The organism is Actinomadura sp. RB99, from assembly GCF_014706005.1.
GTDB lineage: Bacteria > Actinomycetota > Actinomycetes > Streptosporangiales > Streptosporangiaceae > Spirillospora.
On record NZ_JABMCA010000101.1, the window covers coordinates 1 to 21407 of the forward strand.

Genomic DNA, 21407 nt, shown 5'->3' on the forward strand with positions numbered 1-21407 from the left:
CGCGCTGCGCCGGGCCGCCGCCGACGCGGCGCTGACCGTCCCCGGCATCGAGCGCGCCCGCGCCCGCGGCCTCGGCGTGCTGCGCCGCCGGCTGGTCGTCCGGGTCGCCACGAACTACCGCAACCCGGCGAACCTCGAGGAACTGGTGCACACCGCGGTCACGGCGCGCCTCGACAGGATCGAGCCGATGCACCGTCCCCTGGTCGACGTCCGGCTCGGCTGGCGGAAGGACTGACATGAGGATCCCGATCGCGGCGACCGGCGCCCTGCTGCTGCTGTGCGGCGCGTCCGCCCTCGCCCTGGGCGTGTCCGGCCTCGGCGGGCACCCGCCGCTCGACCCCGCGCTGGTGCGCTTCGCCTCCGGCAGCCCGTGGTTCCTGGCCGTCGCCGCCGGCGTCGCCGAGATCCTGGCGCTCGCGGGGCAGCTGTGGCTGGTCGTGCAGGGCCGCACCGTCGTCCACTCGCGGTGGCCCGACCTGGACCCGCAGACCCGCGCGCACGCCCGCGCCGCCGCGGACGTCCTCGTCAAGACCACCAAGGAGCTCCCGGACGTCCAGGACGTCCGCATCCGCCTCACGGGCACCGTCAACCGGCCGCGCCTGGTCATGCACGTGACCTGCGCCGGCGACGCGCTGCTCAGTGAGGTGTACGGGGAACTCGGCGCCGGCCCGGTCGAGCGCTACCGCCGCGCCCTGGGCATGCCCGACCTGAAGGCGATCGTCCGCTTCCGCCTGGCCTTCCCGCAACAGCAGAAGCGCCCGAGGACGCCCCACCCGGAAACCGCCTGACCCCACCGCCGCCAAGCCCCTGCCCGGACCTAAAGGATGCCGCGGACGCACCGTGCCGCAGCACGCCGAAGCCCCGGGGACGCACCAACGTCCCCAGAACGCGCCGTGCTGGGACGCGCCGGGCTGGGACGTGCCGGGCCGGGCATGCCGGGCCGGGGTGTGCCAGGCCCGGCGTGCGCCAGGCTCGGGGTATGCCGGGCCGGGGTGTGCAGGGCTGGAGGTATGTGGGGGCTGGGGTGTGCAGGGCCGGGGGTATTAGGGGGCCGGGGGCGCGGCGTTGTCGGAGTCCAGGGAGCGCGCCGCGCAGGGTGAACCGGACGTGCCGGTGCTCACGAGCCCATTGTCCCAGGGGTGAGCGTGAGCGGAACCGGTGACCGCAACGGGCGCGGGGGTTAGGCCCCAGCCACGCGACAACCGAACCGTCGCGATCGCGTGCGAAGCCGGATTCGAGCGAAGCGAGAATCCGATCGCGCAGCGAGCCCCCAGGGCGAGTCGAAGCGATGCTGCGATCGCACGCATTGCCCGCCGAAGGGAGGGCCCCCAGGGCCCGACCGCCAAGGGCAATGCAAACAAACACGCGACACCCGTCCGGGGCGGCGCCGGGCGGGGGGCGGCGCCGCGCCCCGGACGGGTGCCCGCGCTCGGGCAGGCGCCCATGCGCCGCGGAGCGGACGCATGCACACGATGGGCGCCCGCGCACACGGAAGCTGTGCAGGTCGTAGGGCATGCACCCGTCACTATGCGCGATCTTCTGGTAACGGTCACGGTTGTGTACATTTCGTTCACGGCATTGCCGAAACGAAAGGTACGGGTGGGATGCGGCGTCCCGGTTGGGCGGCGCCCGGACGCTGGAGCCTGGCCCGGCAGCTGCTGGCGCTGCAGGCGGCGATCGTCGCGCTGCTGGTGGCGGTCGGGGCGACCCTCGCGTACCTGGACGCCCGGCGGGCCACGGACGAGCGGGCGGCGCACACGGTGACGGCGCTGGCGGAGAGCATCGCGGACGCGCCGGACGTGCGGGCGGCGGTGGCCGCGCCGTCGCCGAGCCGGATCCTGCAGCCGTACGCCGAGCGGATCCGGCACGACACGGGCGTGGACTTCATCACGATCATGAGTCCGGAGGGGATCCGGTACACGCATCCGAATCCGGCGCGGATCGGCGGGCGGTTCGTCGGGAACACGGCGCGCGCGCTGGCGGGTCACGAGTTCACCGAGACGTACACGGGGACGCTGGGGCCGTCGGTGCGGACGGTGGTCCCGGTGTTCGGCGACGGGCACCGGGTGGTGGCGCTGGTGGCGGTCGGGATCACGATCCGGGCGATCTCGGCGGAGCTGCGGCGGCGGCTGCTGGCGTTGGTGGGGATCGCGGCGATGGTGCTGGCGATCGGGATCGGCGGGAGCTGGCTGGTGGCGGCGCGGCTGCGGCGCCAGACCCGCGGGGCGGCGCCGGGCGAGCTGCGCGGGATGTTCGAGTACTACGAGGCGATCCTGCACGCCGTGCGGGAGGGGCTGGTGCTGCTGGACCGCGGCGGGGGCGTCGTGCTGTGCAACGACGCGGCGCGCGAGCTGCTCGATCTGCCGCCGGACGGTCCCGGCGGGCGGCATGTCGGTGAGCTGGGGCTGCCGGAGGAGCTGGTGGCGTCGATGACGTCGCCGGAGCCGCGCGCGGACGAGATCCATGTCGGGGACACGCGGGTCCTGGTGGTCAGCACGTCGCCGGTGCGGTCGGGGGACCGGGCGATGGGGAACGTGGTGACGCTGCGGGACCACACGGAGCTGCAGGGGCTGACGGGCGAGCTGGACACGGTGCGGGGGTTCGCGGAGTCGCTGCGGTCGCAGGCGCACGAGGCGGCGAACCGGTTGCACACGGTGGTGTCGCTGGTGGAGCTCGGCCGGCCGGAGCAGGCGGTGGAGTTCGCGACGGCGGACCTGGCGGCGGCGCAGCGGCTGACGGACCGGGTCGTCGGGTCGGTGCGGGAGCCGGTGCTGGCGGCGCTGCTGCTCGGCAAGTCCGCGGAGGCGACGGAGCGCGGCGTCGAGCTGGAGATCGCGGAGGACACCGCGATCGACGGGGTGGTGGAGCCGCGCGACCTGGTCACGATCCTCGGGAACCTGATCGACAACGCGGTGGACGCGGCGGTGGAGAACGCGGGGGTGCGGCCGCCGCGGGTCCGGGTGAGCGTCCGCCGGGAGGAGGGGCGGCTCGTCCTGCGGGTCGCCGACAGCGGCCCGGGGGTGGATCCGGCGGACGTCCCGGAGATGTTCCGCCGGGGCTGGACGACGAAGTCGTCGGGCGGCCCGGTGGGGCACGGGCTGGGCCTGGCGCTGGTCGGCCGGGCGGTCCGGCGGCACGGGGGCACGGTGGAGGTCGCCGGTGGCGGCGGCGAGGGCGCGGTGTTCACCGTCCGGCTGCCGGTGGAGGCCCGATGATCTCGGTGCTGATCGTGGAGGACGACCCCGTCGCGGCGGAGGCGCACCGCTCGTACGTCGAGCAGGTCGCGGGGTTCGCGGTCGCGGGGGTGGTGCACTCGGGCGCGGACGCGCTGCGGTTCTGCCAGGGGACGCGGGTCGACGTCGTCCTGCTGGACTTCTACCTTCCCGACACCCACGGCCTGACGGTCTGCCGGGCGCTGCGGGCCGGGGGCAGCGAGGTCGACGTCATCGCGGTGACGTCCGCGCGAGACCTCGCGGTGATCCGTTCGGCGGTGTCGGTCGGGGTCGTCCAGTACCTGCTGAAGCCGTTCACGTTCGCGTCGCTGCGCGACAAGCTCGTCCGGTACGCGCGCTACCGGGAGCAGCTGGTGGGCTCGGGCGAGGTGTCGGGGCAGGCCGACGTGGACGGCATGCTGGCGACGCTGCGGACACCGGACCACCGGTCGCTGCCGAAGGGGATGAGCGGCGAGACGCTCGACGCGATCACCGAGGTGCTGACGGGGGCGCCGGAGGGGCTGTCGGCGGCGGCCGCCGCGGACCTCACCGGGGTGTCCCGCGTCACCGCGCGCCGCTACCTGGAGTACCTCGCCGAGAACGGCCTGGCCACGCGCCGTCCGCACTACGGGCAGGTCGGCCGGCCGGAGGTCCGCTTCTACCCGGGGTAGAGGGGCGCGCCGCGGGGTACCTACGGGACGAACGATCCGTCAGCGACATCGGGGGAGTTGTCGTGGGTGACCTGAACGACAAGGTGGACCGCAGGACCGCCGAACCGGAGCGGAGGAACGAGTCGGGCGAGGCCCGCCCGGCGCGCCCGGCCCGCACGGCCCGCAACGGGGAGGCCGCCGACGACGCCGGACGCGCGGGGGACAAGCCGCGCAAGGTCAAGCCGGGCGACGCCGCCCGGAAGATGCGCGCGATGTTCAAGGGCTAGCCGCCCTTCGCGGCGGGGGCCGGCGGCGTGCCGCCACCGGCCCCCGTTTCGCATGTAAAACCCTCTTGACCTGGCCATTCGCCCGCGCCGTACGGGTTTGGTGTGATCCGCGCTGAGCATCAATCGCACATTGCCGACGCATCGGGGGGACACCGTGAGCCAGGATGAGGGACGCAGGGAGGGCACGGTCGCCACGCAGGACCGGCCCGACGAGGGCTTGCGCCGCGCCCGTTCCGGCGGGTCGAGCGAGCTGGTGACGTCCGGCGGCCGCACCGAGATCGCCGACGTGGTGGTGGCCAAGATCGCCAGCATGGCGGCCCGCGAGGTGGGCGGCGTGCACGAGATGGGCGCGGGGATGAGCCGCACGATCGGCTCGGTGAAGGAGCGGCTTCCCGGCGTCGCCGCCGATCCGACGCAGGGCGTCGGGGTGCAGGTCGGGGAGCGGCAGGCGGCGATCGACATCGACCTCGTGGTCGACTACGGGGCCTCGATCCCCGATCTCGCCAACGCGGTCCGCTCCAACGTGATCGGGCAGGTCGAGCACATGTGCGGGCTGGAGGTCGTGGAGGTCGACATCACGGTCGACGACATCCACCTGCCGGGCGACGACCGCGAGGAGCCCGAGCAGCCGACGGGCCCCCGGGTGCTATGACGGCCCGGACCCGGAGGACGCGGCCCGCCGCTGCGGAGGGCGCGGGCCGCCAGGCCCATGCCCGGATCCCGCCCGTCCCGCAGAGCCCGCCGCGCCGTGCGGCGACCGGCACCGCGGCGGCACGGCGGGGCACCGAGCGGGCCCGTGAGGATCCGGACGGCAAGGGGCGGCTCGTGGAGCGGGTCGCGGAGGCGGTGACCGGTTGCCGGTCGGTGGCCGGGCTGACCGCCGGGCCGCGGGCGCGGATCATGACGTACCGGGCGGGGCGGCCGCTCGCCGGCGTCGCCGTCCGGGACGCGGAGATCGAGGTCGGGGTGGTGGCGCTGGTGGAGCGGCCGCTGCCGGAGACGGCCGAGGACGTGCGGCGGGCGGTGCGCCCGCTCGCCGGGGACCGCCCGGTGCACGTCCTGATCGGCGACATCGCCGAAGGGGGAGCGACGTGATTCCGATATGGCCCCTGGTGGGGCTGGGCTTCGGGGTGGCGCTCGGGTTCGCGGGCGCGTTCGGCGGGTTCGGCCCGTTCTTCATCGTGCTGTTCCTGGGCTGCCTCGGATTCCTGACGGGACGGGCGATCGAGGGGAACCTCGACATCCGTCAGCTGTTCTCGTTCAACACCGGCCGGCGGCCGCGATGACGGCGGACCGCGCGCGAAGCGAAGGTGCCGAGCCTGACGGGCGCGTGGCGGCGGACGAGGAACGCGCCGGACAAGCGCCCGCTGAGGCCCACGCGGGCGAGGGCCACATACCTGCCGGCGAGCACAGGCCGGATGCGGCGCGTTCGGCGGGGGAGGCGCGTCCGCCGGGGGAGCGGGGCCGGACGACGATCAGCGACCGGGTCGTGGCGCGCATCGTGGCGAAGGCCGCCGAGGAGACGGCGGGGTCGGGCGGCCTCGACCGGTCGGTGCTCGGCGTCGGGCTGCCAGGGCGCCGCGCGGCCCGCACCGACGTGCGCGTGCACGGGAAGGTCGTCACGGCGAAGGTGGCGCTGTCGGTGGAGTACCCGATGCCGGTGCGGGACGTGGCGCGCCGGGTGCGCGAGGGCGTCCGCACGCGGGTCGAGTCGCTGACCGGGCTCACCGTGCGGCAGGTGGACATCGACGTGGCCGAGCTGGAGCGGCCCGGCGGGAGGACCGTGTCATGATCACGCATGCCGGACAGCGGCGGGTGCCGGCGCACGGCACGCGGACGTCGGGGGAGCGGCGGGCGGACCGGGCGGCGCGGCACGCGTTCCGGTCGCGGCGGGTCCGGATCGGCTCGCTCGCGGCGCTGCTGCTGACCGCGGCGTCGGTGATCGCCGCGATCGACGTCCTCTCCGCGATGTTCGGGTCGTCGCTGCACGTCATCGCCTACCGGGAGTTGCTGGACGTCCGGTGGGACGGGTGGGTCACCCGTGCGATCAGCGGAGGGCTGGTGCTGGTCGGGCTGGTGTTCCTGCTGGCGGGGCTGCTGCCCGGGCGGTCGCGGGTCGTCCCGCTGCACGGCCGTGTGCCGGACGTGGTGATGGGCGTCAGCAAACGCGGACTGTGCCGGGCGATCGCGGCGGCGGCGGAGGACGCGACCGGGGTGTCGCGGGTCCGGCGGGTCCGGCTGCGGCCCAGGCGCGTGACGGTGGTCGCGGAGACGCCGGTGCGCGACGCGCGGGGGCTGGAGGACGGCGTCGCGGACGCGGTGCGCGCGTGCCTGGAGCGGATACGGCCGCTGCAACCCCGGACCGTGAAGGTGCGGATGAAGCGCAAGGAGACCTAGATGGCGGGGGACCGAACGGTCAGGGGGCGCGGATGAACCGGGGGCCCGCTCATCTCAACCGGACCGGGTTGGTCCTGGTCGGGGCGCTCATGGTCGCCGTGGGCGGGGCGGGTCTGGCGCGGGGGGCCGGCGTGTTCGGCCACGGCCGGGCGACCGGCCCGGTGTTCAGTGGCACCGTCCGGCGGTACGCCGCTGATCACGGCTGGTTCTGGCCTGCGGTCGCGGCGGCGGTGATCGTGCTGGCGCTGCTCGGGCTGGCCTGGCTGCTCGCGCAGGGCCGGCCGGGACGGCTGCCGGGGCTGGCGATGGAGCCGAACGCCGCCGGCGGGCGGACGCGCCTGTCCGGGAAGGCGGTGACGGACGCGCTGGAGTCCGAGGTCGGCGAGTACCCGGGGGTGCGGACGGTGCGGGCCCGGCTGATCGGTTCGTCGCGGCGCCCGGAACTGCGGCTGAACGTCGCGTACGGGCGGCGCGCGGATCCCGCGGAGCTGCGGAGCCGCATCGAGGAGGAGGGGATGCCGCGGCTGGCGGCGGCGCTGGGCCGCGAGTCGGTACCGGCGGTGGTGCGGCTGCGGCTGGTGAAGGGCGAGCGGGCGGACACGCTGCTCTGACCTTTGGCGACACCTTTGGGGCCTGTTGGGCGTGAAGGGCGGTTTGCCCGACTAGCGTTTTGTGGTGAACATGACGTCGAGGGAATGAGGAGGCTCGCTTGGTCGACCTGCCAATTCCGGGTGGCTCCGTCGAGGGGCCTTTCGACGCATGGAAGGAACAGACGGACCACGGCATGGGCCCCTCCCGCTAGAGCGGCCCGAAGACCCGGGGGTGCGGCGGCGACGCCGCGCCCCCGGGTTCTTCATGCGGCGGCCGTTCCCTCGCGATCAGTGAGTTGTGTTTTCCAACCCGCTCCGCTTTGATGGTTGGAAAACACAACTCACTAGGAGCGCCATGCCGCCCGCCACCCCCTCACCCCCGCCCCGCCCAACCCCGCCCCCGACTCCGCCCTCGACTCCGCTTTCGCCTCGGCTAGACCCTGCACCGGCTTCACCGGCTGCGGGACGGTTCGGTGTGGTCTTCGCAGTCGTGGCGGCCGGTGTCGCGATGGCCAACCTGGACGTCTTCATCGTCAACGTCGCGCTCCCGGACGTCGGGCGGCACTTCACGGGGGCGTCGCTGTCGTCCCTGTCGTGGATCCTCAACGCCTACGCGGTCGTGTTCGCCGCGCTGCTCGTTCCCGCCGGACGGTTCGCCGATCGCACCGGGCCCAAGCGGGCCTACCTCGGCGGCATCGCCGTCTTCACCGTCGCGTCCGCGCTGTGCGCGGTGGCGCCGAATGTCTGGTCCCTGGTCGGGGCGCGCGCCGTCCAGGCGGCGGGCGCCGCGTTCCTGACCCCGTCCTCGCTCGCGCTGCTCGTCGCCGCCGCGCCGCCCGCACGCCGGCTCGCCGCCGTCCGCGCCTGGACCGCGATGAGCGGCCTCGCCGCCGCGCTCGGCCCCGTCGCCGGCGGCCTGCTCACCCAGCTCGACTGGCGCTGGGTGTTCCTCGTCAACGTTCCCGCCGGCATCGCCGTGCTGCTGGCCGGCCCGCGCGTCATCCGCTCACCGGCCCAAGCCGCCGCCCCAGCCCAGGGCGGTGCGCTGGCCCAGGGTGGTGCGCCGGCCCAGGGTGGTGCGCCGGCCCAGGGCGGTGCGCTGGCCGCGCGGGCGGTGCGGCCTGATCTTGCCGGGGCGGGACTGCTGACGGCGGGCATCGCCGCGCTCGCGCTCGCGCTGGTCAAGAGCAACGACTGGGGCTGGGGCTCCGGAGGCGTCATCGGGACGCTGGTGGCGGCGGCGGTCCTGCTGGTGCTGTTCGTGCACCGGTCGGCGCGGCATCCCGAGCCCGTGCTGCCGCTGCGGCTGCTCCGGGTCCCCGGCTTCGCCCCGGCGTCCGTGGCGAACCTGCTCTTCGCGGTCGCGTTCGCCGCGATGCTGCTCTCGGCGGTCCTGTGGTGCCGCCAGGTCTGGCACTGGTCCGCGCTGCGGACGGGCCTCGCGATCGCGCCCGGGCCGCTGATGGTCCCGGGCCTCGCCGTCGGCGCGGGCCCGCTGGCCCGGCGCACCGGCGCGGCCCCCATCGCGATCGCCGGCTGCGCGGCCTTCGCGGCGGGCATCGCGTGGTGGACGTGGATGATGAACCCGGACGACGGTTACGCCGCCGGCATGCTGCCCGGGATGCTGCTCACCGGAGTCGGCGTCGGGTTGGCCCTCCCCACCCTCGTCGGCGCGGCGGTGTCCGCGCTGCCGCCCCGGGACTTCTCCACCGGCTCCGGCATGGTCACGATGGCGCGGCAGATCGGCACCGTCCTCGGCGTCGCGATGCTGATCGCCGCGCTGGGCTCGGACGCCGCGCCGGGCGGGGTGGGCGCGTTCGACGACGGCTGGCGGCTGGTCCTCCTCGCGACCCTCGCGACGGCCGCCGCCTGCCTCCTGGTCCGCCGCCCCCGACCCTCGGCCGCCGCTCCGCCCGGCGACTCCGCCGGATCCGTCCAGGTGGAGGAAATGTGAGGGGCGGCACGCTCCCCAGTGGGTTGTGTTTTCCAACTCGCTGGGCGGATACTGGACAGTAAGTTGGAGAACACAACGGAGGTGGTCATGCGGGACGCGGTGATCGTGGAAGCGGTGCGCACGCCGGTCGGCAAGGGCAAGCCGGGCGGCGCGCTGCACGCCGACCATCCGGCCGACCTGCTGGCGCGGACGCTGAGGACGCTCGTCGAACGGTCCGGGATCGACCCCGCGCAGGTGGACGACGTGATCGGCGGCGTCGTCACCCAGGTCGGCGACCAGGCCCTCAACATCACTCGGACCGCCGTCCTGGCGGCCGGGTTCCCCGAGACCGTGCCGGGCATGACCGTCGACCGGCAGTGCGGCTCGTCCCAGCAGGCGCTGCACATCGCCGCGCAGGGCGTGCAGAGCGGCGCGTACGACATCGCGATCGCGTGCGGCGTGGAGTCGATGTCGCGGGTGCCGATGGGGTCGAGCGTGCTGCCCGGCAGCGACCCGTTCGGCCCGATGCTCAAGGAGCGGTACCCGGACGGCCTCGTCGGGCAGGGCATCAGCGCCGAGCTGATCGCCGCGAAGTGGGACCTGTCCCGCGAGGAGCTCGACGCGTACGCCTACGAGTCGCACCGCCGCGCCGCCGAGGCGTGGAAGAACGGCGAGTTCGACCGCGAGGTCGCCTGGACCGGGCAGCGCGACGAGACCGTCCGGCCCGGCACGTCACCGGAGATCCTCGCCGGTCTCAGGCCCGCCTACTACGACGAGCGGACGGCGGCGCGGTTCCCCGAGATCGGATGGAAGGTCACCGCCGGGAACGCGTCCCCGATCAACGACGGCGCCGCCGCCGTCCTGGTCATGGGCGCGGACGTGGCGGAGCGGCTCGGCCTGCGCCCCCGCGCCCGGTTCCACGCGTTCGCGGTCGCCGGCGACGACCCGCTGCTGATGCTGACGGCCATCATCCCGGCGACGGAGAAGGTGCTGGCCAGGGGCGGCCTGACCCTGGACGACATCGACCTGTTCGAGGTGAACGAGGCGTTCTCCCCGGTCGTGCTCGCCTGGCAGCGCGAGACCGGCGCCGACCTCGCGCGCGTCAACGTCCGCGGCGGCGCGATCGCCATCGGCCACCCGCTCGGCGCGAGCGGCGCCCGCATCATGACGACGCTGCTGCACGCCCTGGAGGACCGCGGCGGGCGCTACGGCCTCCAGACGATGTGCGAGGCCGGCGGCCTCGCCAACGCGACGATCGTCGAGCGCCTGTGACCAGCCGACCGAACGTGGCAGGCGGGCCGATCGTGTCCGGCGGGCCGATCGTGTCCGGCGGGGCGTTCGGAACCGGCGGCTAGGCTTCCGGTATGCCGAAGGACGCCCATCCCCGCGAGTGCTCCATCGCCGACACCCTCGACATCGTCGGCGAGCGCTGGACGCTGCTCGCGATCCGGGAGCTCAGCTACGGCGTCCGCCGGTTCGACCAGATCGCCCGCAACACCGGGGCGGCCCGCGACATCCTCACGACCCGGCTCCGCAAGCTCGAGGCGAACGGGATCGTCCGCCGCGAGCGCTACAGCGACCACCCCGTCCGCTACGAGTACCACCTCACGGCGGCGGGGCGGGAGCTGTGCGACGTGCTGATCGTCCTGATGGCGTGGGGCGACCGGCACCTGCACCCCGACGACCCGCCGGTCCGCTGGCAGCACTCCTGCGGCGAGACCCTCAGCCCGATGGTGATCTGCCGGCACTGCGGCAACGAGGCGCGGCCCGGCGCCCACTCGCCGACGGGGCGGGGCGCGCTGACGTCCTGACCCCGGAAAGACGGCGGAATGCGATAGAAGAGTGGACATCTTCAGGAAGGTGCGAGATGTCCGCGATGCCGTTGAGGGCCGGTGATCCGACGCACGTCGGTTCCTGGGAGATCGAGGGGCGGCTCGGCGAGGGCGGGCAGGGCGTCGTCTACCTCGGGCGCGGGGCCGGCGGCGAGCCGGTCGCGGTCAAGGTGCTGCGCGGGCTGGACGAGGAGGCGCTGCGGCGGCTGGGCCGGGAGGTCGAGACGGCCCGGCGGGTCGCGCCCTTCTGCACGGTGCGCGTCCTCGACGTCCGGCTGGATCCGGCCTCCGCCTACGTGGTCAGCGAGTACGTGGACGGCCCGTCGCTGCAGGACGCGGTGAAGGCCGAAGGGCCGCGGCGGGGCGCGGCGCTGGAGCGGCTGGCCATCGACACGGCGACCGCGCTCGCGGCCGTCCACTCCGCGGGGGTGGTGCACCGGGACTTCAAGCCGCACAACGTGCTGCTCGGCCCGGACGGCCCGCGGGTCATCGACTTCGGGATCGCGCGCGAGGTGGACGTCACGTCCTCGCTGACCAGGGGCCCGATCGGGACGCCGGCGTACATGGCGCCCGAGCAGATCGAGGGCCGCCCCGCCACCGCCGCGGCGGACGTGTTCTCCTGGGGCGCGACCATGGTGTTCGCCGCGACCGGGCATCCGGCGTTCGCGCGGGACGGCGTGCAGGCGCTGTTCCACCAGATCCTCAGCGAGGACGCGGACCTGTCCGGCCTGGACGGGTGGCTGCGCGACCTGGTCGCGTCCTGCCTCGCCAAGGACCCCGCCGAGCGGCCGACGGCGGCGGAGGTGATCTCCCGCCTAACGGCGCGGACCGCCTGGCAGCCCGTCGACACGCTTCCCGCCGCCGCGTCGTCCGCGTCCGCGCCGCCCGCGTCCGCGGCGCCGCCTCACGCGTCCGTGCCTCTTCCGCCCGAGGCGCCGCCTCCCGCGTCGCCGCCTCTCGCCTCCGGGCTCGCCGGCACCGTGCCGCAGCAGGCACCGTGGACGGCATCGCCGGGCTGGCCGCAGCCGGGCCTTCCTCCGGGCGAAGCGCGCCGCCGCCGGGTCTGGCCGTGGCTGACGGCCGCCATCGCGCTGCCGGTCGTCGCGGCCCTGGTGGCGGGCGGCGTCTTCGTGGTGCGGCAGGTGCTGCGCCACGAGAGGCCCGCCGCCGTGTCGTCCCTCCCGGCGGACATGTGCTCGATCTACGACTCGAGCGCGGGGAAGCGGGTCCTGGCTGACATGGGCGCCGCGAAGGGCAAGCGCATCCCGCGGAGCAGCGCCGACCAGTACGGGGAGTGGAGGCTCTGCGCGTTCGGCACGGACCTCTTCCCGCCGACGGACACCTTCCAGATCCAGCTGAACCTCTACAACCGCGACGACCCGCGTAAGGGGATCGAGGACGCGCGCAAGGCGTTGCACGGCGGTTCGAGCTTCGGTTGCACCTCGGCGCCCGCCACCGGCGGCGGAGTGGGTGAGGAGAGCTGCGAGGGCGTCACCAGCAGTTCGTGGGCCGAGGTCGTGGCGCGCAAGGGCAACGTCATCGCGATGGCCTCCTGCTCCGCGGCGACCATCGACGACCGCTACCGCCAGGCACTGCGCCGCGCCGCCGACCTGGCCCTTGACAAGGCCCTGTAATCCACGGCACACCCCTGTAGCCGCCGGCGCGACCCGCGCCGGCCGGCGGACCCAGGCCCGCGACCCCACCGGAGAGGCGCGGCCGCCGCTCAGCACTCGATGACGTTGACGGCGAGGCCGCCGCGCGAGGTCTCCTTGTACTTGTCGAGCATGTCGCGGCCGGTGTCGCGCATGGTCTTGATCGCCTTGTCGAGGGAGACGAAGTGGCGGCCGTCGCCGCGCAGCGAGATGCGGGCGGCGCTGATGGCCTTGATGGCGCCGACCGCGTTGCGCTCGATGCAGGGGACCTGGACGAGGCCGCCGACGGGGTCGCAGGTCAGGCCGAGGTTGTGCTCGATGCCGATCTCCGCGGCGTTCTCCACCTGCTCGGGGGTGCCGCCGAGGACCTCGGTGAGCCCGGCGGCGGCCATCGAGCAGGCGGAGCCGACCTCGCCCTGGCAGCCGACCTCGGCACCGGAGATCGACGCGTTCTGCTTGAACAGCACGCCGATCGCACCGGCGGTCAGCAGGAACCGGACGGCGCTCTGGTCGTCGCCGCCCCGCACGAACCGGTCGTGGTAGTGCAGGACGGCCGGGATGATGCCGGCGGCGCCGTTGGTCGGGGCGGTGACGATGCGCCCGCCAGCGGCGTTCTCCTCGTTGACGGCGAGCGCGAAGAGCGTGACCCAGTCCATCGCGTGCAGCGGGTCGGACGCCTGCTCCGCCGACAGCTGGCGGTGCAGCTGCGGGGCGCGCCGCCGCACCTTCAGGCCGCCCGGCAGGAGGCCCTCGCGGGTGCAGCCGCGGGTGACGCAGGCCCGCATGACGTCCCACAGCGTCAGGAGCCCCTCGCGGATCTCCTCCTCGGTGCGGCCGAACGCTTTCTCGTTCTCCAGCATGAGCGCCGAGATGGACAGGCCCGTCTCGCGGCAGCGGTCGAGGAGCTCGGCGGCGGTGTCGAACCGGTGCGGCAGGACGGTGTCGTCCGGCTTGATACGGTCGGCGCCGGTGGCGTTCTCGTCCACGATGAAGCCGCCGCCGACCGAGTAGTACACCTTGGAGCGCAGTTCGTCGCCGGACGCGTCGAACGCGGTGAACCGCATCCCGTTGGGGTGGCCGGGCAGCGACTCCTTGCGCTCGAAGACCAGGTGCTCGCCGACGGCGAAGGGCACGTCGTGCGAGCCGAACAGGCGGAGGGACTTGCGCTCGCGGATCGCGGCGAGCCGCTCGTCCACCGTGTCGACGTCGACGGTCTCGGGCTTGTCGCCTTCGAGGCCGAGGATGACGGCCTTGTCGGACCCGTGCCCCTTCCCGGTGAGGCCGAGGGAGCCGTAGAGGACCGCCTGGACGGACGCGGTCCGCTCCAGCAGGCCGTCCCGGCGCAGGCCGCGGGCGAAGCGGTGGGCCGCCGCCATGGGGCCGCCCGTGTGCGAGGACGACGGGCCGATACCGATCTTGAAGAGGTCGAAAACGCTGATGGCCATGGGTGCTACCTCGTCGTAGCGCGCGCCCCCCTCCCGCCCTGAGGGGGAAGGGGGGCGCGAGGGAGTTACAGGTCGGGGTACAGCGGGTGCTCGTCGGCGAGGGCCTTCACCCGGGCCGACAGCGCGCCGGCGTCGAAGGACGGCTGCAGCGCCAGCGCGATGACGTCGGCGACCTCGGCGAAGTCCTCGGCGGTGAAGCCGCGGGTCGCCAGGGCCGGCGTGCCGATCCGCAGGCCGGACGTCACCATCGGCGGGCGCGGGTCGTTCGGGACCGCGTTCCGGTTGACGGTGATGCCGATCTCGTGCAGCCGGTCCTCGGCGTCGCGGCCGGTGAGCTCGGAGTCCACCAGGTCGACCAGGACGAGGTGCACGTCCGTGCCGCCGGTGAGCACCTTCACGCCGGCCTTCGCCGAGTCCTCGGCGAGCAGCCGCTCGGCGAGGATCTTCGCGCCCTCGACGGTGACGGCCTGCCGGGCCTTGAACTCGTCCGACGCGGCGATCTTCAGCGCGACCGCCTTGGCGGCGATCACGTGCTCCAGCGGGCCGCCCTGCATGCCCGGGAACACCGCCGAGTTGATCTTCTTGCCGTACTCCTCGCGGGCGAGGATCAGGCCGCCGCGCGGGCCGCCGAGCGTCTTGTGCGTCGTGGTGGTGACGATGTCCGCGTACGGGACGGGCGACGGGTGCAGCCCCGCCGCGACGAGCCCCGCGAAGTGCGCCATGTCCACCATGAGCAGCGCGCCCACCGAGTCGGCGATCTCCCGGAACGCGGCGAAGTCGAGCTGCCGCGGGTACGCCGACCAGCCCGCCACGATCATCTTCGGCCGGTGCTCGGCGGCGAGGGAGGCGACCTCGTCCATGTCGACCAGGCCGTCCTCGGCGCGGACGTGGTAGGGCACCACGTTCAGCACCTTGCCGGAGTAGTTCAGCCGCATCCCGTGGGTGAGGTGCCCGCCGTGCGCGAGGTCGAGGCCGAGGATCGTGTCGCCGTGCTGCAGCAGCGCGAAGTAGACCGCGGTGTTGGCCTGCGCGCCGCTGTGCGGCTGGACGTTGGCGTGCTCGGCGCCGAACAGCGACTTGGCGCGGTCGATCGCCAGCTGCTCGGTCACGTCGACGAACTCGCAGCCGCCGTAGTACCGCTTGCCCGGGTACCCCTCGGCGTACTTGTTGGTCAGGACGGAGCCCTGCGCCTCCAGCACCGACACCGGCGCGAAGTTCTCCGACGCGATCATCTCGAGGGTGGACTGCTGGCGGCGCAGCTCGGCGTCCACCGCCTCGGCGACCTCGGGGTCCGCCGCGGCGAGGGAGTCGTACAGACCCACGTCAGCTCTCCTCGATCAGCTTGTCGTAGGACTCGGCGTCCAGCAGGTCGCCCGGCTCGTCGGAGATCCGCACCTTGAAGATCCAGCCCTCGCCGTACGGGTCGTCGTTGATCACCTTGGGCTCGTCCACCACCGCGCTGTTGATCGCGGTGATCTCGCCGCTGACCGGCGAGTACAGGTCGCTGACCGACTTGGTCGACTCGATCTCCCCGCACGGCTCGCCGGCCTCGACGGCGTCGCCCTCGGAGGGCTGCAGCTCGAGGTAGACGATCTCGCCGAGCGCGTCGGCGGCGTGCGCGGTGATGCCGACCGTGACGATGCCGTCCTCGCCACCCAGGCCGGCCACCCACTCGTGCTCTTCGCTGTAGCGGAGCTGCTCCGGAACGCTCACGATCTTTTTCTCTCTCTTCCCATGTGGGGGCCGGGCCCCCACACCCCCGGACGACTGTGTTTCAGGAACGCTTGTAGAACGGCAGGGCGACCACGTCGACCGGCTCCTGCCTGCCGCGCACGTCCACCGCGAGGCCGGCCTCCTCGACGCCGCTGTCGAGGTAGGCCATGGCGATCGGCGTGCCCAGTGTGGGCGACGGGGCGCCGCTGGTCACCACGCCGCACGGCGTGCCGTCCGGCGCGACGACCCGGTACCCCTTCCGGGGCGCGCGACGCCCGCGCGCCACCAGTCCCACGAGCCTACGGCCCGCGGGGGTCTGCGCCTGCGCCGCCAGGGCCGCCTTCCCGACGAAGTCGACCGCCTTGTCCAGTTTGACCACACGGCCGAGGCCGGCCTCGAACGGGGTCGTCTCCCGGGTCAGCTCGTTGCCGTACAGCGGCATCCCGGCCTCCAGGCGGAGCGTGTCGCGCGCGGAGAGCCCGGCGGGCACGACCCCGTCGACCGCCGCGAGCGCCTTCCACAGCGCGACGGCGTCGGCGGCGTCCACGAACAGCTCGAAGCCGTCCTCGCCGGTGTAGCCGGTGCGGGCGATCAGGGCGTCCACGCCGGCGACGCGGTCGGCGAGGATCGCGTAGTAGCGCAGGTCGGCGAGCGGCGCGCCGGTGAACCCTTCGAGGATCTCCTGCGAGCGCGGGCCCTGGAGCGCGATCAGCGCGTAGGCGTCGGAGCGGTCGTCGACGGCGGCCTCGAAGCCCGCCGCCCGCTCGGTGAGCGCCTCTCGGACCACCGCGACGTTCGCGGCGTTCGCCACCACCATCCAGGTCTCGTCGGCGAGCCGGTAGACGATCAGGTCGTCGAGGACGCCGCCGTCCGGGTCGCAGATCATCGTGTACCGGGCCTTGCCCACCGCCATCGGCGACAGGTTGCCGACCAGCGCGTGGTCCAGCGCGTCGGCGGCGCCGGGGCCGGACAGGAAGATCTCTCCCATGTGGGACAGGTCGAACAGCCCCGCGCCGGTGCGGACGGCCTGGTGCTCGGCGGTCTCGCTCCGGTAGCGCAGCGGCATCAGGTAGCCGGCGAAATCGACGAGGTTCGCGCCGAGGTCCTGGTGGACGTCGTGCAGCGGCGTCTTCTTCGGGGTCAGGTCGGCGGACATCGGTTCGGCTCCTTCGTCGCGGGCGCGCGTGGTCCATCGTCCCACTCGCGCACCGGGCGTATCGGTGCCTCCCCCTCTGTCATCGGCGCCTGAGAGCTTCACCCGCCGCCCCGTACGGGACGCGGCGCGGGCTTTCACCTTCGGCGGGGGACGGGGTCCCCGCTTTCCAGAGGTCGCCTGGTCCGTGCGGTCCGTGGGCCTGAGAGGTTCCGGGGAGGATTTGCTCCTTCGGCGTCCCACGCCGGCTGCGTGGAACTCTCCCGCACGGGATCAACGGCGTCGCGCCCAGGCTAGCAGCGGCAACGCCGTGCGACCAGCGGCCGCCGCGCCGGGCCGGCGGCGCGGCCGGAGGCGGCGCGTGCTCCGGCCGAGCCGCCCCGCCGGGCCGCCGGGCGGCCGCTACTTCGGCGTGGCGGCGGGGGTGCCGGACATCGCCTTCACGCACGCCTGCAGCGCCGCCTTGATCTTGGCCAGCTCGGCCTTCGACGGCGTCGAGCTCGGGTGCGGGCTGGGCATCGTGATCCCGTGCTTGCGCACGCAGTCGTTGAACTTCTGCGCGGCCTGCGCCGTCCCGTTCCCGCCGGGGGCGGTGGGCACGGCCCCCGTGCCCTTCGAGGCGCCGGACGCCCCGGAACCCCCCGGCGGCGCGGACGACGCCGCCGGGGCCGGCGCGGCGGTGGTGGGCGACGAGGCGGCGCTCTTCTTGTGGTCCGAGCCGCCGCATCCGCCGAGCGCGAGCGACAACGCCAGTACCGCCACGAGACTGCGCTTCACAGGATCACTTCTCCAGAGACCGGGGTGGAAAGCGCCATGATGCGCAGAAGGCCGCGCGTGCGCCTACCGACGGGCGTGCCAAGAAAACGCGGGCCGGTTAGCACCGCTGCGCATAGCGGGCGCCCTAGAGGGGCGTCACATAGGCCCCGGAGATGCCGCCGTCCACCAGGAACTCCGACGCCGTGATGAACGACGCGTCGTCCGACGCCAGGAACGCGACCGCCGCGGCGATCTCCGACGCCTCCGCGAAGCGCCCCACGGGGACGTGGACGAGGCGCCGCGCCGCCCGCTCGGGGTCCTTGGCGAACAGCTCCTGAAGGAGCGGGGTGTTGACGGGGCCGGGGCACAGCGCGTTCACCCGGATGCCCTGCCGCGCGAACTGCACGCCCAGCTCCCGCGACATCGCCAGCACGCCGCCCTTGGACGCGGTGTAGGAGATCTGCGAGGTCGCCGCGCCCATCACCGCGACGAACGACGCGGTGTTGATGATCGATCCCTTGCCCTGCTCCAGCATGTACGGGATGACGTGCTTGCAGCACAGGTAGACGCTGGTCAGGTTGACGTCCTGCACGCGTTTCCAGGCGTCCAGGCCGGTCTCCAGGATCGAGTCGTCGTCGGGCGGCGAGATCCCGGCGTTGTTGAACGCGACGTCCACGCGCCCGTAGGCGCCGTGGACCGTCCGGTACAGGGCCTCGACCGCGTCCTCGCTGGTCACGTCCACCTCGACGAACAGTCCGCCGAGCTCGTCGGCGGCGCTCTTGCCGGCGGTCTCGTCGACGTCGGCGACGACGACCTTCGCGCCCTCGGCGACGAAACGGCGCGCGGTGGCCAGGCCGATGCCGCTGGCGCCGCCGGTCACGACGGCCACCCGGCCTTCCAGACGCTGCATGCTGCTCTCTCTCCTGTCACTCGCGGGGCTTGCGGAGGCTTGTGGGGCTTGCGGGGGCTTGCGGGGCGGGTGCCGGCCGGGCTCAGTCGGCGGCGATGAAGACGTTCTTGGTCTCGGTGAACGCGTCGAGCGCGTCCGGGCCCAGCTCGCGGCCGAGGCCGGACTGCTTGAACCCGCCGAACGGCGTCCAGTACCGCACGGACGAATGGGAGTTCACCGACAGGTTCCCGGCCTCGACGGCGCGGGAGGCCCGCAGGGCGCGGCCGATGTCGCGGGTCCAGATGGAGCCGGACAGCCCGTAGGGCGTGTCGTTGGCGATCCGGTACGCGTCGGCCTCGTCCTCGAACGGGACGACGGTGACGACCGGCCCGAACACCTCGTCGTGCCAGGCCGGGAGCGTCGCGTGGTCGGGGGTGGCGAGGACGGTCGGCGGGAACCAGAAGCCGGGGCCCTCGGGCGCCGAGCCGCGGATCACGACGGGCGCGCCTTCGGGCACGTAAGACGCGACCCGGTCCCGATGCGCGGCGCTGATCAGCGGCCCGACCTCGGTCTTGGCGTCGCGCGGATCGCCGACGGCGACGCCGTGCACGGCCGGTTCGAGCAGTTCGAGGAACCGGTCGTAGACGGGCCGCTCCACCAGGATGCGGGAGCGGGCGCAGCAGTCCTGGCCGGCGTTCTCGAACACCGCGTACGGGGCGGTCGCGGCGGCCTTCTCCAGGTCGGCGTCCGCGAAGACGATGTTCGCGGACTTGCCGCCGAGCTCCAGCGTCAGCCGCTTCACGCCCGGCGCGCACGCCTGCATGATCTCCTTGCCGACCCGCGTCGAGCCGGTGAAGACGATCTTGCGGACGTCCGGATGGTCGACCAGCCGGCGGCCCGCCACCGGCCCCGCGCCCGGCAGCACCTGCAGCACGCCCTCCGGCAGCCCCGCCGCCAGCGCCAGCTCCCCGACGCGGCGGGCGGTGAGCGGGGTGAGCTCCGCCGGCTTGACGATCACCGTGTTGCCCGCGGCGAGCGCGGGCGCCATGCCCCAGCCCATGATCGGCATCGGGAAGTTCCACGGCACGATCACGCCGACGACGCCGAGCGGCTCGGCGAACGTCACGTTCACCCCGCCCGGCACCGGGATCTGCCGCCCGGCGAGCCGCTCCGGCGCGGCGGCGTAGTAGTGCAGGACGTCCCGCAGGTTGCCGGCCTCCCAGCGGGCCTGCCCGACCGGATGCCCGGCGTTGCGGACCTCCAGCGCGGCCAGCTCCTCCAGGTGCGCGTCGACCTGCTCGGCGAACGCCCGCAGCAGCCGCGCCCGGTCGCCCGGCGCCACGTCCCGCCACGCCGGGAACGCCCGCTTGGCCCGTTCCACCGCCGCGTCGGTCTCGTCCGCCGACGCCAGCGCGACGACCTCCACGACCTCCTCGGTCGCCGGATTCAGAACCTCGAACTCGCTCATGTCCCCCTCGATACGTCGCCGGCCCGCCGCGAGCGAACGTGGTCCGGTCACGCGTGGCCCGCGGCTACAGGCGCTCGAAGCCGCGGAACATCTCCCAGTCCGTCACCGCGCGGTCGTAGGCGTCCAGCTCCACGCGCGCGTAGTTGGCGTAGTGCTCGACGACCTCCTTGCCGAACGCGTCGGCGGCCGGCGCGCTGCGCTCCCAGTCGGCCGCCGCCTCGCGGAGCGTCCCGACCACCGTCTCCGCGTCGGTCGCGTACGCGTTGCCCGCGTACGGCTCCTCCAGCGGCAGCTCGTTCTCGATGCCCTGCAGGCCCGCCGCGACCAGCGCCGACACCGCCAGGTACGGGTTGACGTCGCCGCCCGGCACCCGGTTCTCGATCCGCAGCGACGGCCCGTGCCCGACGAGCCGCAGCGCGCACGTCCGGTTGTCCACGCCCCACTTGATCGCGGTGGGCGCGAACGAGCCCGGCTGGTAGCGCTTGTAGGAGTTGATGTTCGGCGCGTACAGCAGGGTGAAGTCGCGCAGGCACGCCTGCTGCCCCGCGATGAAGTGCTCACCGATCTTCGACAGCCCGTGCGGGCCGTCCCCGGCGAGGACGGGCGTCCCGTCGGCGTCGCGCAGCGAGATGTGCACGTGGCAGGAGTTGCCCTCGCGCTCGTTCGGCTTCGCCATGAAGGTGATCGACATGCCCTCCTGGGCGGCGATCTCCTTCGCGCCGGTCTTGTACAGGACGTGGTTGTCGCACGTCCGCAGCGCCTCGTCGAACCGGAACGCGATCTCGTGCTGGCCGAGGTTGCACTCGCCCTTCGCCGACTCGACGTACATCCCCGCGCCGGTCATGCCGTTGCGGATCCGGCGCAGCAGCGGCTCGACGCGGGCGCCGCCGAGCAGCGAGTAGTCCACGTTGTACTGGTTCGCCGGGGTGAGGTCCCGGTACGCCTTCCGCCAGGCGTCCTCGTAGGAGTCCTGGTAGACGACGAACTCCAGCTCCGTCCCGACGTAGGCGCCCCAGCCCCGCTCCGCCAGCCGGCCGAGCTGGCGGCGCAGGATCTGCCGGGGCGAGGGCGCCACGTCGGACCCGTCCTCCCACACGATGTCGGCGTGGACCAGCGCCGCGCCCTCCTGCCAGGGGACCCGGCGGAGCGTCCCGAGGTCGGGGCGCATGACGAAGTCGCCGTAGCCCCGCTCCCAGGACGACATGGAGTAGCCGTCCACCGTGTTCATGTCGACGTCGACGGCCAGCAGGTAGTTGCAGCCCTCCGAGCCGTGCCCGGCCACCTCCTCCAGGAAGTAGCGGGACGACAGCCGCTTGCCCTGCAGGCGCCCCTGCATGTCGGTGATCGCGACGATCACGGTGTCGATCCGGCCCTCCGCCGCCTCCCCGCGCAGCTCGTCGAGGGTGAGCGATGTGGTCACGTGTCCGGTC

General features: G+C 73.8%; 23 protein-coding genes and 1 riboswitch. Of the genes, 15 read left to right on the forward strand and 8 right to left on the reverse strand.

Going from position 1 to position 21407, the window contains the following annotated elements; genetic code table 11:
- The 15 genes from amrb99_RS45225 to amrb99_RS45295 all read left to right on the forward strand — a co-directional run.
- A partial coding sequence (locus amrb99_RS45225) for a DUF6286 domain-containing protein (RefSeq protein WP_206700365.1) occupies positions 1-235 on the forward strand: 235 nt, incomplete at its 5' end.
- A gap of 1 nt (position 236) precedes the next feature.
- The gene (locus tag amrb99_RS45230; RefSeq protein ID WP_190868271.1) at positions 237-788 is read left to right on the forward strand and encodes a hypothetical protein; all 552 of its coding nucleotides are present in this window, start codon (positions 237-239) and stop codon (positions 786-788) included.
- An 816-nt stretch (positions 789-1604) separates the two neighbouring features.
- Positions 1605-3215: a sensor histidine kinase gene (locus tag amrb99_RS45235; RefSeq protein WP_190868272.1), complete on the forward strand. Its 1611-nt coding sequence runs from the start codon at positions 1605-1607 to the stop codon at positions 3213-3215.
- Positions 3212-3883: a response regulator gene (locus amrb99_RS45240; RefSeq protein ID WP_190868273.1), complete on the forward strand. Its 672-nt coding sequence runs from the start codon at positions 3212-3214 to the stop codon at positions 3881-3883. Before amrb99_RS45235 ends, amrb99_RS45240 begins: the two co-directional genes overlap by 4 nt.
- A gap of 62 nt (positions 3884-3945) precedes the next feature.
- A complete protein-coding gene (locus amrb99_RS45245; protein WP_190868274.1) occupies positions 3946-4149 on the forward strand; it encodes a hypothetical protein in 204 nt (67 codons plus the stop codon).
- Positions 4150-4366: 217 nt separating this feature from the next.
- Positions 4367-4801, forward strand: coding sequence for an Asp23/Gls24 family envelope stress response protein (locus tag amrb99_RS45250; protein WP_241756544.1), 435 nt, complete (start codon positions 4367-4369; stop codon positions 4799-4801).
- Positions 4798-5244 carry a hypothetical protein gene (locus tag amrb99_RS52050; protein ID WP_241756543.1) on the forward strand — a complete coding sequence of 149 codons (447 nt, stop codon included), beginning with the start codon at positions 4798-4800 and terminating at the stop codon, positions 5242-5244. The genes amrb99_RS45250 and amrb99_RS52050 overlap by 4 nt, the downstream gene beginning before the upstream one ends.
- A 5-nt stretch (positions 5245-5249) precedes the next feature.
- Positions 5250-5435, forward strand: a complete 186-nt coding sequence (locus amrb99_RS45260) for a hypothetical protein (RefSeq protein ID WP_190868293.1) — start codon at positions 5250-5252, stop codon at positions 5433-5435.
- A 107-nt stretch (positions 5436-5542) separates the two neighbouring features.
- Positions 5543-5941 (forward strand): Asp23/Gls24 family envelope stress response protein, encoded by a 399-nt coding sequence (locus amrb99_RS45265; protein WP_347257141.1) that lies wholly within the window; start codon positions 5543-5545, stop codon positions 5939-5941.
- Positions 5938-6546 (forward strand): DUF6286 domain-containing protein, encoded by a 609-nt coding sequence (locus amrb99_RS45270; RefSeq protein ID WP_190868276.1) that lies wholly within the window; start codon positions 5938-5940, stop codon positions 6544-6546. The genes amrb99_RS45265 and amrb99_RS45270 overlap by 4 nt, the downstream gene beginning before the upstream one ends.
- 32 nt (positions 6547-6578) lie before the next feature.
- Positions 6579-7157: an alkaline shock response membrane anchor protein AmaP gene (locus amrb99_RS45275; protein ID WP_190868277.1), complete on the forward strand. Its 579-nt coding sequence runs from the start codon at positions 6579-6581 to the stop codon at positions 7155-7157.
- A 454-nt stretch (positions 7158-7611) separates the two neighbouring features.
- Positions 7612-9090, forward strand: coding sequence for an MFS transporter (locus tag amrb99_RS45280; RefSeq protein ID WP_347257137.1), 1479 nt, complete (start codon positions 7612-7614; stop codon positions 9088-9090).
- Positions 9091-9177: 87 nt separating this feature from the next.
- Positions 9178-10341, forward strand: a complete 1164-nt coding sequence (locus tag amrb99_RS45285) for a thiolase family protein (RefSeq protein WP_190868279.1) — start codon at positions 9178-9180, stop codon at positions 10339-10341.
- Positions 10342-10433: 92 nt separating this feature from the next.
- On the forward strand, positions 10434-10880 hold the full coding sequence (locus amrb99_RS45290; protein WP_190868280.1) for a helix-turn-helix domain-containing protein: 447 nt from the start codon (positions 10434-10436) through the stop codon (positions 10878-10880).
- Positions 10881-10936: 56 nt separating this feature from the next.
- On the forward strand, positions 10937-12535 hold the full coding sequence (locus amrb99_RS45295; protein ID WP_190868281.1) for a serine/threonine-protein kinase: 1599 nt from the start codon (positions 10937-10939) through the stop codon (positions 12533-12535).
- 89 nt (positions 12536-12624) lie between these two features.
- On the opposite strand, the gene amrb99_RS45300 is transcribed toward amrb99_RS45295, so the two are convergent.
- The 8 genes from amrb99_RS45300 to amrb99_RS45335 form a co-directional block, all read right to left on the reverse strand.
- Positions 12625-13998, reverse strand: coding sequence for an L-serine ammonia-lyase (locus amrb99_RS45300; protein ID WP_190868282.1), 1374 nt, complete (start codon positions 13996-13998; stop codon positions 12625-12627).
- A 65-nt stretch (positions 13999-14063) separates the two neighbouring features.
- On the reverse strand, positions 14064-15320 hold the full coding sequence (gene glyA, locus amrb99_RS45305; RefSeq protein ID WP_347257138.1) for a serine hydroxymethyltransferase: 1257 nt from the start codon (positions 15318-15320) through the stop codon (positions 14064-14066).
- A 1-nt stretch (position 15321) separates the two neighbouring features.
- A complete protein-coding gene (gcvH, locus tag amrb99_RS45310; RefSeq protein WP_173099099.1) occupies positions 15322-15711 on the reverse strand; it encodes a glycine cleavage system protein GcvH in 390 nt (129 codons plus the stop codon).
- A gap of 61 nt (positions 15712-15772) precedes the next feature.
- Positions 15773-16867: a glycine cleavage system aminomethyltransferase GcvT gene (gene gcvT, locus amrb99_RS45315; protein WP_190868283.1), complete on the reverse strand. Its 1095-nt coding sequence runs from the start codon at positions 16865-16867 to the stop codon at positions 15773-15775.
- 177 nt (positions 16868-17044) lie between these two features.
- Positions 17045-17140, reverse strand: a riboswitch (glycine riboswitch).
- A 126-nt stretch (positions 17141-17266) separates the two neighbouring features.
- Complete coding sequence (locus tag amrb99_RS45320) at positions 17267-17641, reverse strand: hypothetical protein (RefSeq protein WP_190868284.1); 375 nt, start codon at positions 17639-17641, stop codon at positions 17267-17269.
- Positions 17642-17765: 124 nt separating this feature from the next.
- A complete protein-coding gene (locus amrb99_RS45325; protein ID WP_190868285.1) occupies positions 17766-18530 on the reverse strand; it encodes a 3-oxoacyl-ACP reductase in 765 nt (254 codons plus the stop codon).
- Positions 18531-18612: 82 nt separating this feature from the next.
- The gene (locus tag amrb99_RS45330; RefSeq protein WP_190868286.1) at positions 18613-19977 is read right to left on the reverse strand and encodes an aldehyde dehydrogenase family protein; all 1365 of its coding nucleotides are present in this window, start codon (positions 19975-19977) and stop codon (positions 18613-18615) included.
- Positions 19978-20041: 64 nt separating this feature from the next.
- Positions 20042-21397, reverse strand: a complete 1356-nt coding sequence (locus amrb99_RS45335) for a glutamine synthetase (RefSeq protein ID WP_190868287.1) — start codon at positions 21395-21397, stop codon at positions 20042-20044.
- Positions 21398-21407 lie beyond the last annotated feature (10 nt).

Excerpts from the sequence above, each read along its gene's own strand:
- amrb99_RS45230 (WP_190868271.1), top strand. The coding sequence starts at position 237 with ATGAGGATCCCGATCGCGGCGACCGGCGCCCTGCTGCTGCTGTGCGGC.
- amrb99_RS45270 (WP_190868276.1), top strand. The coding sequence starts at position 5,938 with ATGATCACGCATGCCGGACAGCGGCGGGTGCCGGCGCACGGCACGCGG.
- amrb99_RS52050 (WP_241756543.1), top strand. The coding sequence starts at position 4,798 with ATGACGGCCCGGACCCGGAGGACGCGGCCCGCCGCTGCGGAGGGCGCG.
- amrb99_RS45295 (WP_190868281.1), top strand. The coding sequence starts at position 10,937 with ATGTCCGCGATGCCGTTGAGGGCCGGTGATCCGACGCACGTCGGTTCC.
- amrb99_RS45240 (WP_190868273.1), top strand. The coding sequence starts at position 3,212 with ATGATCTCGGTGCTGATCGTGGAGGACGACCCCGTCGCGGCGGAGGCG.
- amrb99_RS45325 (WP_190868285.1), bottom strand. The coding sequence starts at position 18,530 with ATGCAGCGTCTGGAAGGCCGGGTGGCCGTCGTGACCGGCGGCGCCAGC.
- amrb99_RS45330 (WP_190868286.1), bottom strand. The coding sequence starts at position 19,977 with ATGAGCGAGTTCGAGGTTCTGAATCCGGCGACCGAGGAGGTCGTGGAG.
- gcvT (WP_190868283.1), bottom strand. The coding sequence starts at position 16,867 with ATGTCCGCCGACCTGACCCCGAAGAAGACGCCGCTGCACGACGTCCAC.
- amrb99_RS45235 (WP_190868272.1), top strand. The coding sequence starts at position 1,605 with ATGCGGCGTCCCGGTTGGGCGGCGCCCGGACGCTGGAGCCTGGCCCGG.
- amrb99_RS45300 (WP_190868282.1), bottom strand. The coding sequence starts at position 13,998 with ATGGCCATCAGCGTTTTCGACCTCTTCAAGATCGGTATCGGCCCGTCG.
- amrb99_RS45275 (WP_190868277.1), top strand. The coding sequence starts at position 6,579 with ATGAACCGGGGGCCCGCTCATCTCAACCGGACCGGGTTGGTCCTGGTC.
- amrb99_RS45290 (WP_190868280.1), top strand. The coding sequence starts at position 10,434 with ATGCCGAAGGACGCCCATCCCCGCGAGTGCTCCATCGCCGACACCCTC.
- amrb99_RS45285 (WP_190868279.1), top strand. The coding sequence starts at position 9,178 with ATGCGGGACGCGGTGATCGTGGAAGCGGTGCGCACGCCGGTCGGCAAG.